The organism is Streptomyces sp. NPDC048461 (assembly GCF_055587105.1).
The window spans coordinates 383,749-393,324 of the sequence record NZ_JBVJGW010000001.1 but is presented as its reverse complement, the minus strand read 5'-3'; the positions used below and the strand labels follow the sequence as shown (position 1 = coordinate 393,324).

Genomic DNA, 9,576 nt, shown 5'->3' with positions numbered 1-9,576 from the left:
CCCGCAAAACCGCCGCCGGGGCGTCCGGGGTTAACATGGGTGGCCCCCCTTCTGGGGGGGGGGGCCCGGGGGGGGGGGGCCCGGCGGTACCGGCCGGGCCCCCCCACGCCGTCGATCGGTTACTTCGGGCCGAAGGTGAGGACCAGCTGCGGAGCGGCGTCCGCGGCGGTCGCCTCCGAGGACCAGAGCCACAGCGGGTCGGTGCCCGTGCTCTTCAGGCCCAGGCTGTAGCTGCTGCCCAGGACCGCGGAGACCGCGGCCGTGTCCAGCTCCACACCGTGTACGGCCGAGCCGTCCGGCACGCCCGCGATGCTGCCGAGCGGGGTGGTGCCGAGGGTCGGCTTGGTGTTGAACGTGGTGCCCGCACCGCTCCAGGTGCCGGTGACCGGGACCACGGAGACGGTGTCGGCGGTGCCGGCGCCCGCCTGCGTGGTGGTCTTGACCTGCAGCGAGACGGACTTCAGGACCTGTCCGGCCGGAGCGGCCGGGAGGTCGAAGCGGAGGTACGACTCGTACGCCGAGGTGCCGCGCACCGCGAGCGAGTTCGCCGTGCCGTAGGCGGTGTTCGGAGCGCCCTGGTTGATGTAGGTGTCCTCGGTCGCGGTGACCTTGGAGACCGTGTCGGAGGGGGCCTTGGCCAGGTCGAAGTGGTTCTTGACCTGGGCCTGGGTGAGCGCCGTCGGGTAGACGGCCGCCTCGTCGAGCTGTCCGGTGAAGAAGTTGCTCGTCGGGCGGGTGGGCCAGCCGGACAGGTTGTCGCCGCCGACGTGCCAGAAGCCCGCGTAGTTCTGCGTGCTGGTGGCGTTCAGCGTGCCCTTGTTCTGGCCGTCGACGTACAGCGTGAGGCCGCCGGGGCCCTGGGTGCCGACCACGTGGTGCCACTTGTTGTCGTTGAACGTGTCGAACAGGCCGGTGGAGATGGTCCTGGTCGAGCCGTTGTAGACACCGAAGACGAGGCGACCGGTGTTGGTCATGTAGATGTGCTTGTCGTTCGAGCCGCTGCTGCGGTCGGTGTTGTTGCCGAAGCCGATCAGCTTGCCGCCGCGCGAGGAGTTCGTCTTGAACCAGGTCTCGATGGAGTACTGGCTGCCGACGGTCTGGCGGTGGTCGCTGTAGACCTGCTGGCTGGTGCCGTTGAAGCCCATCGCCGTGCTGGCTCCGGTGACGGCGCCGGGCGTCTGGCGCAGGGCCGGGGCGTTCAGCTGGATGCCGCTGGTGTTGCCGCCGTTCGAGGAGTCGGCGACGTACGGGCTGACGGTGTCGTCGAAGCGCCAGTACAGCTGGGCGCCGTCCGCGCGGACCTGGTTCGGGTACGACTGGACCGAGGTCGGGATCGTCACCGAGACGGTGGCCGACAGCGCGCTGGTGTTGCCGGCGGCGTCGGTGGCGGTCACGCGGTAGGTGTACGACTGGCCGGCCTTGACCGTGGTGTCGTTCCAGGAGGCCTGGGGACGCTGCCACTCCAGGGAGTCGGCGGTCATGGTGTGGATCGGGGAGCCCGAGCCGTTGCGGTAGACGCGGTACGTCAGCTTGCTGTCGTCCGCGTCGTAGCTGGTGCGCCAGCGGACCTGGGCCTCGCCGGGCTTGACGCTGCCGGCGCTGGCGACCGGGGTGGTGGGGGCGCCGACGTCGCCGGTGGAGGCGAAGCGGGTCAGACCCCACTGCGGCTTGCCGTTGATGAGGGTGAACTCACCGCCGACCCACATGTACTTGACGTCGTTCTTCTCGGCCACGGCCATGACGCGCGGGCCGATGCCCTCGGTCAGCTCCATGCCGTCGTTGGCCGTGGGGTGCCAGCCGAGCTTCGCCGGGCCGCGCACGAAGCCGTCCACGGGCGCGGGGGCGGCGCCTTCGTGGTTGGTCGGCTGGGCCAGCAGGAAGTTCCGCTTGCCGTCGGGGAACTCCAGCTCGGTGGAGCAGTCGTGCGCGTGCGAGGAGCTGTAGAGCACTCCGTCGTAGGGCAGGACGAACTGGGTGGCGCCGAGGCAGCGGTCGCGCCACTTCTCGGTGAAGTCGCTCAGCTTGAGGCCGATGCGGCCGTCGAAGACGCCGCCGCCGGAGCCCTCGTTGCCCGTGTAGAAGCCGGTGTCGTCGGTGGATATGTCCTTGACGACCGAGTTCGACGGGATGTTGGTGTAGGTCTTGGTGACCGCACCGGTGGTGGAGTTCACCACGGCCAGGGCGTGCGTGTTGGACCCGTTGACGGAGAAGAAGTCGCCGCCCAGCAGTACGTTCTTGCCGTCCGGGGTGACCTCGACGGCGCGGCCCGGCTCGTCGGCGTCGGCCTTGAAGGGCTTCAGCGCACCGGAGGAGGCGTCGACCGCGGCGAACCGCTCGCGGCCCTGGCCCTCGACGGTGAAGAAGTCGCCGGCCGCGTACAGGGTGTCGTCGGTCACGGCGAGCCCGCGCACGGTGGCGGCGAAGCTCGGGTGGAACGAGGCCTTGGGGGTGCAGCTCGCGATGTCGATCGCGGCGACGCTGGAGACCGGGGTGCCGTTGACGGCTCCGAAGTAGCCGCCCGCGTACAGGGTCTTGTTGTCCTTCGAGACGACCAGCGTGCGGACCGTCGCGGTCCCCTCGCCCACGGTGAAGGAGAGCTTGCAGGCGGTCGGGTTGCCCGTCGCGGCGTCGAGCGCGACGAAGTTGACGGCGTCCTGCTCGGCGCCCGCGGCGCCCTCGGGCGGACGCACCGACGAGAAGGTGCCGCCGGCGAAGACGGTTCCGTTGGCCTGGGCCATGGCCCAGACGACGCCGTTCGTCTGCCAGGTCGGCAGGTTGTCGGCGGTGAATGCCACCGGCGCGGTGATGGCGGACGCCTGAGGCATCAGCACCAGGCCGATACCGGTGCCGGCACCGGCCAGTGACAGGACGAGGGCAGCAGTCAGCCCTCTGGATCTACGCATGAGCCCCCCAGGGCAATCGCCCGGTTTGATGGCTGAAACTATCCGAACAGCCATATGTACTGGGCGCAGACTAGGGCTCACGCAAGGGCCCGGTCACCTCCCTTGACCCATTGCATACCAACTTGGAATCAACCGGGTTCAGCACGGAGGGTGCACTACGGACATACGGCAGGTTTGCCCCGGTCACGCCCGCGCAAAGCGGCGCACGTGACCGGAACACGGCAAATCGTAGGGGAAATATAAGGCCTCAGCGGTCGATGCGGACCGTCACGCCCGCCAGCTGGTCCTCGACCTGGCGGATGTCGGCGTCGACCATGATCTTGGCCAGTTCCGCAACCAGGACCGTCGGCTTCCAGCCGAGCAGCTCGTTCGCCTTGGAGGCGTCGCCGATGAGGGCGTCGACCTCGCTGGGGCGCTCGTACTTGGGGTCGTAGCGCACGTGCTCGTTCCAGTCGAGACCGGCGTGGGAGAAGGAGGCCTCGACGAACTCGCGCACGGAGGCGGCCACGCCGGTGGCGACCACGTAGTCGGTGGCCTCGTCCTGCTGGAGCATCCGCCACATGGCGTCGACGTACTCCGGGGCGTAGCCCCAGTCGCGGACGGCGTCGAGGTTGCCGAGGTAGAGCTTCTCCTGCAGGCCGGACTTGATCCGGGCGACCGCGCGGGTGATCTTGCGGGTCACGAAGGTCTCGCCGCGGCGCGGGGACTCGTGGTTGAAGAGGATGCCGTTCACGGCGAACATGCCGTAGGCCTCGCGGTAGTTCACCGTGGTCCAGTACGCGAAGACCTTGGCGGCGCCGTACGGGCTGCGCGGGTGGAACGGCGTGCCCTCGTTCTGCGGGGGCGGGGTGGCGCCGAACATCTCCGAGGACGAGGCCTGGTAGATGCGGGTGTCGATCCCGCTGGCCCGGATCGCCTCCAGCAGCCGCAGCGCGCCGAGGCCCGTGACGTCGCCCGTGTAGAGCGGGGCGTCGAAGGAGACGCGGACGTGGGACTGGGCGCCGAGGTTGTAGACCTCGTCGGGCTGTATCTCGCGCAGCAGGTTCACCAGGGCGACGCCGTCGGAGAGGTCCGCGTGGTGCAGGACGAAGGACCGGTTCGCGGTCTGGGGGTCCTGGTAGATGTGGTCGATCCGCTCCGTGTTGAAGCTGGAGGACCGCCGCACGAGCCCGTGCACCGTGTAGCCCTTGGAGAGGAGCAGCTCTGCGAGGTACGAGCCGTCCTGCCCGGTGACGCCGGTGATCAGTGCGGTCTTGCCCATGGGTTCCCCTTGGTGGTGGTCGGTGCTGTTCGTCGTGGTGAGGCTGCGCCTCGGGGTGTGTGCGGCGGACCGCCCCGGCAGGGGGCGCGCCGCGCGTGCGGGCCGCCGCCCGGGGGCTGGATGGGTACCGTACACGCCCGTTCCGGCTGGCTTTGCAGTGGATTGGAGCCCGTGGCGGCCGGGCGCCGGGTGGTGGACCGGGCGGACCCGGGCGGGAGCGGACTGGCATCATCGGCGGTATGACAAGTTCGCTGCCGCTCCTGCCCCCGAACGCCCGCGTCTTCGTCGCGGGCCACCGCGGCCTCGTGGGCTCCGCGGTCGCCCGCCGCCTGACCGCCGACGGCCACGAGGTGCTCACCCGGGGCCGTGCCGACCTCGACCTGCGCGACGGCGGCGCGACCGGGGCGTACCTGAAGGACGTCCGCCCGGACGCCGTGGTGCTGGCCGCCGCCAAGGTGGGCGGCATCATGGCCAACAGCACGTACCCGGTGCAGTTCCTGGAGGACAACCTCAAGATCCAGCTGAGCGTCATCGCCGGGGCGCACGCCGCCGGCGTGGACCGCCTGCTGTTCCTCGGGTCCTCCTGCATCTACCCGAAGCTGGCCCCGCAGCCGATCAGCGAGGACGCCCTGCTGACCGGCCCGCTGGAGCCGACCAACGAGGCGTACGCCCTCGCGAAGATCGCGGGCATCGTCCAGGTCCAGTCGTACCGCAAGCAGTACGGGGCCTCGTTCATCTCGGCCATGCCGACGAACCTCTACGGCCCGGGCGACAACTTCGACCTGGAGTCCTCGCACGTCCTGCCGGCCCTGGTCCGCCGCTTCCACGAGGCCGCGGCCGAGGGGCGCGACGAGGTCACCCTGTGGGGCTCCGGCACCCCCCGCCGGGAGTTCCTGCACGTGGACGACCTGGCCGCCGCGTGCGCGGTGCTGCTGAACACCTACGACGGGGACGAGCCGGTCAACATCGGCTGCGGCGAGGACCTCACCATCAAGGAGCTCGCCGAGACGGTCGCCGAGGTGACCGGCTTCCGGGGCCGGCTCGCGTGGGACACCTCCAAGCCGGACGGGACGCCCCGCAAGCTGCTGGACGTGTCCCGTCTGACCTCGCTCGGCTGGAAGCCCGGCATCCCGCTGCGGGACGGCATCGCCTCCACCTACCGGTGGTGGCGCGAGCAGGGCTGATCTCAAGGCATCGGCCCCTCAGTACGCCCCGCGACCGTCGACGACGGCGCGGAGCGTGCGGCCCATGACGTCGACGTCACTGGTGAAGGACCAGTTGTCGACGTACTGCAGGTCGAGCTGAATCGTTTCATCCCAGGACAGATCGGATCTCCCGCTGATCTGCCACAACCCGGTCATCCCGGGCCGCACGCTGAGCCGGCGCAGTTCGACGTCGTCGTACTGCGCCACCTCCTCGGGCAGCGGCGGGCGCGGGCCGACCAGGGACATGTGCCCGGTGAGCACGTTGAGCAGCTGGGGCAGTTCGTCCATGGAGGTGCGGCGCAGCAGCCGGCCGACGCGGGTGACCCGGGGGTCGCGGCGCATCTTGAACATCAGGCCGTCGTTCTCGTTCGCCCCGGCCAGTTCGGCCTTCCGCGCGTCGGCGTCCACGACCATCGTGCGGAACTTCCACATGACGAAGGGGACGCCGTCGCGGCCGATGCGCCGCTGGCGGTAGAAGGCCGGGCCGCGCGAGCCGACCCGTATCGACAGGACGATCCCCAGGAAGAACGGGGAGAGCAGCAGCAGCCCGACCGCGGCGCCGGCCCGGTCCAGGGCGGACTTGAGGACGGTCTGCACGCCGCGGCTGACCGGCGGGACGACCCGCAGCATGGCGAGCCCGCCGGCGGACAGGGTCTCCAGCCGCTTGACGGATACCTCCACCAGACCGGGGAAGACGGCGAGTTCCAGGCCCGCGTCGTGCAGGGCCCAGGCCACGCGGCGCAGCCGCTCCCCCGCGAAGCGTGCGCCGGGGGCGACGAGCACCAGGTCGGCGTGGTGGCTGCGGACGGCGCCGAGGACGGCGGAGGAGTCCCCGTGGGAGGCCTCCGGCATCGTCTCGCCGAGGCGGGCGGCGACCGGGACTCCGCTGGCGAGGTCGCCGGCGCCGACCGGGACCATGCCGACGACGACGTACGGGTGGTCGGTGCGCGCGGCGAGGTGGGCGATGACGTCCTCGGCCGCGTCGGGCTCGCCCACCACGAGGACGCGGCTGACGGCCTGGGCCTCGCGACGGGCGGCGGAGAGGTGGCGGTAGGTCAGTTTGTGGCAGGCGACGGTGATGAGCAGCGCGGGCAGCAGGGCCCCGAGCGCGGACAGCCGGGGGGTGTCCTCCTCGGTCACCACGCGGGCCACGGCGAGGACGCCGATGAGAATCAGCCAGTCGTGTACGACCGGCAGGACTCCGCGCGATTCTCCGAGCGAACGGGCGGTGTAGCGGCGGCGCAGGGCCTGTACCCCGGTCCAGGCGAGCGCGGCGCCGAGGGCGCAGTAGAGCGGCCGGACCTGCTCGGCGGCCGCGAAGACGAGTCCCACCGGTACGGCCGCGCCCAGGACGTCGGCGGAGACGGCCGCGGGCAGGTACCAGCGGGCCTTGTCACCGAGCCTCCGAACGGGCACAGCGGACTCCTGGGCCGTCCTGGCCACTCTTTGCGCAGGAAAATGGACATGCCTCATGGGCCCCCCTGGCACGTGGTCTATGACAGTGACGGCTGTCCATGGCTTCCCCTGGCAACGGACATCTGCCGCACCGGGAAACAGTACGACAAACGCCCGTACGGTAAATGCCGTTTGCGTCAACGAGACCTCTTGTTGCCCAAGCGTTAGCAACCGGTACCAACCGTTCCGAATGCCGGACGCCTTTCCGCGGCACACAAAGGTGAATGGTTCGGATACCGGATACGTCACTTCGGACAACGGACCGTTTCCAGCCAACCTTTTGACGCGGCCCTGACATCGCGTGCCGTAGGTGTCACTCTTCGACCGTTCATCGCACCAGCCCTGATCTGCCCGGAGGCCCACCCAGCCGTCCGGAACCCCCCTTGCAGAAGGAGTCTGCGTTGAGGTCCACCCCCCAGAGGCGTGCCACCGCGGCCGGCGCGCTCGTAGCCGCGGCAGCCATGCTCGCCGTCGGTATACAGACCGGCACCGCAACCGCCGACGCCACCGCGTCGCAGGCACGTACGGCCGCCCAGCCCAACCCAGGCGCGGCGAACGTCAAACTCAGCGCTTCGGAGCGTGCGACGCTCCTCGCCGAGGCCAACTCCACCACCGCGCAGGCTGCCAGGGCCCTCGGCCTCGGCAGCGGCGAGAAGCTGGTCGTCCGCGACGTCGTCAAGGACGCGGACGGAACCACGCACACCTCGTACGAGCGCACCTACGACGGTCTTCCGGTGCTCGGCGGTGACCTCACCGTCCACGCCAAGGGCGGCGTCACCCAGAGCGTGACCAAGGCGACCAACCACGAGATCAAGGTCGCGGACACCACCGCCACGGTCACCCCGGCCGCCGCCGAGGGCCAGGCGGTCGCCGCCGCCAACGCCGAGGGCTCCAAGGAGGCCAAGGCCTCCAAGGGCGCCCGCAAGGTGATCTGGGCGGCCACGGGCGCTCCGGTCCTCGCGTTCGAGACGGTCGTCGGCGGTCTCCAGCACGACGGGACGCCGAACGAGCTGCACGTGGTGACCGACGCCAGGACCGGCGCCAAGATCACCGAGTGGCAGGCCGTCGAGACCGGTACCGGCAACACCATGTACAGCGGCCAGGTGACGCTGGGGACCACGCAGTCGGGCAGCACGTACAACCTGACCGACGCGGCGCGCGGCAACCACAAGACGTACAACCTCAACCGGGGCTCCTCGGGCACCGGCACGCTCTTCTCCGGCCCGGACGACGTCTGGGGCAACGGCCTGCCGGCCAACCTGGAGACGGCCGCCGCCGACGCCCACTACGGCGCCGCGGTCACGTGGGACTACTACAAGAACGTGCACGGCCGCAACGGCCTGCGCAACGACGGCGTGGCCCCGTACACCCGGGTCCACTACGGCAACAACTACGTGAACGCCTTCTGGCAGGACTCCTGCTTCTGCATGACGTACGGCGACGGTGACGGCAACGCCAAGCCCCTCACCTCCACCGACGTGGCCGCGCACGAGATGACGCACGGCCTGACCTCGGTCACCGGCAACATGACCTACAGCGGGGAGCCCGGCGGGCTCAACGAGGCGACCTCCGACATCATGGCGGCGGCCGTCGAGTTCTACGCCAACAACCCGCAGGACGTCGGCGACTACAACGTCGGCGAGAAGATCGACATCCGCGGCAACGGCACCCCGCTGCGCTACATGGACAAGCCGAGCAAGGACGGCTCGTCCAAGGACGCGTGGTACTCGGGCATCGGCTCCATCGACGTCCACTACTCCTCGGGTCCGGCCAACCACTGGTACTACCTGGCCTCCGAGGGCTCGGGCGCCAAGGTCGTCAACGGCGTGAGCTACGACTCGCCGACCTCCGACGGCCTGCCGGTCACCGCGATCGGCCGCGACGCCGCCTCGAAGATCTGGTTCCGCGCGCTGACGGTCGGCTACTTCAAGTCGAACACCAACTACGCGGACGCCCGCGTCCAGACGCTGAAGGCCGCGGCCGACCTGTACGGCCAGGGCTCCACCATCTACAACAACGTGGCCAACGCCTGGGCCGGCGTCAACGTCGGTCCCCGGATCGTCTCCGGCGTCACCGTCAACCCGATCGCCAACCAGAACACCCAGGTGGGCGGCGCGGTGAGCCTGCAGGTCCAGGCCACCAGCACCTCCCCGGGCGCGCTGAGCTACGCGGCGAGCGGCCTGCCGGCCGGTCTGTCGATCAACTCCTCCACCGGCTTGATCTCGGGCACGGCCACCACCGCGGGCACGTCCAACGTGACCGTCACGGTGACCGACTCGGCGAGCAAGACGGGTACGGCGTCCTTCACCTGGACCGTCGGCACCAGCCAGCCGAGCGTCTTCGAGAACACGACCGACTACGCCATCGCCGACAACGCGACGGTCGAGTCCCCGATCACCGTGAACCGCTCGGGCAACGCTCCGAGCACCCTCAAGGTGGACGTGAACATCCTGCACACCTACGTCGGTGACCTGAAGGTCGACCTCGTCGCCCCGGACGGCACCGTCTACAACCTGCGCAACCGCACCGGCGGCAGCGCGGACAACATCGTCCAGTCCTTCACCGTGAACGCCTCCGCCGAGGTCGCCAACGGTGTCTGGAAGCTGCGGGTCGCCGACCTGGCCAGCGCGGACGTCGGCAAGATCGACAGCTGGAAGCTCACCTTCTGACCCTCCGGGGCCGGACGACCAGCTGCTGAGCGGCGGGAGCCGCACCGTTAGACACGGGGCCGCCCGGGAGGAAACCTCCCCGG

The 9,576-nt window shown here is 70.1% G+C and carries 5 protein-coding genes; 2 read left to right on the top strand and 3 right to left on the bottom strand.

All coding sequences use genetic code 11. From position 1 onward, the window contains the following. Positions 1-119: 119 nt before the first annotated feature. Together ACZ6S8_RS01715 and gmd are read right to left on the bottom strand one after the other, a co-directional pair. Positions 120-2,903: a CBM96 family carbohydrate-binding protein gene (locus tag ACZ6S8_RS01715; protein WP_469451454.1), complete on the bottom strand. Its 2,784-nt coding sequence runs from the start codon at positions 2,901-2,903 to the stop codon at positions 120-122. Positions 2,904-3,150: 247 nt separating this feature from the next. Further along, positions 3,151-4,164, bottom strand: a complete 1,014-nt coding sequence (gene gmd, locus ACZ6S8_RS01710) for a GDP-mannose 4,6-dehydratase (protein ID WP_469451452.1) — start codon at positions 4,162-4,164, stop codon at positions 3,151-3,153. 239 nt (positions 4,165-4,403) lie between these two features. Between gmd and ACZ6S8_RS01705 the strand changes: the two genes are divergently transcribed. Continuing rightward, the gene (locus tag ACZ6S8_RS01705) at positions 4,404-5,348 is read left to right on the top strand and encodes a GDP-L-fucose synthase family protein (RefSeq protein ID WP_469451451.1); all 945 of its coding nucleotides are present in this window, start codon (positions 4,404-4,406) and stop codon (positions 5,346-5,348) included. 18 nt (positions 5,349-5,366) lie between these two features. On the opposite strand, the gene ACZ6S8_RS01700 is transcribed toward ACZ6S8_RS01705, so the two are convergent. Further along, the gene (locus ACZ6S8_RS01700) at positions 5,367-6,842 is read right to left on the bottom strand and encodes a sugar transferase (RefSeq protein ID WP_469451450.1); all 1,476 of its coding nucleotides are present in this window, start codon (positions 6,840-6,842) and stop codon (positions 5,367-5,369) included. A gap of 443 nt (positions 6,843-7,285) precedes the next feature. Between ACZ6S8_RS01700 and ACZ6S8_RS01695 the strand changes: the two genes are divergently transcribed. After that, on the top strand, positions 7,286-9,493 hold the full coding sequence (locus tag ACZ6S8_RS01695) for a M4 family metallopeptidase (RefSeq protein ID WP_469451884.1): 2,208 nt from the start codon (positions 7,286-7,288) through the stop codon (positions 9,491-9,493). Positions 9,494-9,576 lie beyond the last annotated feature (83 nt).

Bases quoted from the DNA above. Each gene is read 5' to 3' on its own strand.
- ACZ6S8_RS01715 (WP_469451454.1), bottom strand. From the start codon at position 2,903: ATGCGTAGATCCAGAGGGCTGACTGCTGCCCTCGTCCTGTCACTGGCC.
- gmd (WP_469451452.1), bottom strand. From the start codon at position 4,164: ATGGGCAAGACCGCACTGATCACCGGCGTCACCGGGCAGGACGGCTCG.
- ACZ6S8_RS01700 (WP_469451450.1), bottom strand. From the start codon at position 6,842: ATGAGGCATGTCCATTTTCCTGCGCAAAGAGTGGCCAGGACGGCCCAG.
- ACZ6S8_RS01695 (WP_469451884.1), top strand. From the start codon at position 7,286: ATGCTCGCCGTCGGTATACAGACCGGCACCGCAACCGCCGACGCCACC.
- ACZ6S8_RS01705 (WP_469451451.1), top strand. From the start codon at position 4,404: ATGACAAGTTCGCTGCCGCTCCTGCCCCCGAACGCCCGCGTCTTCGTC.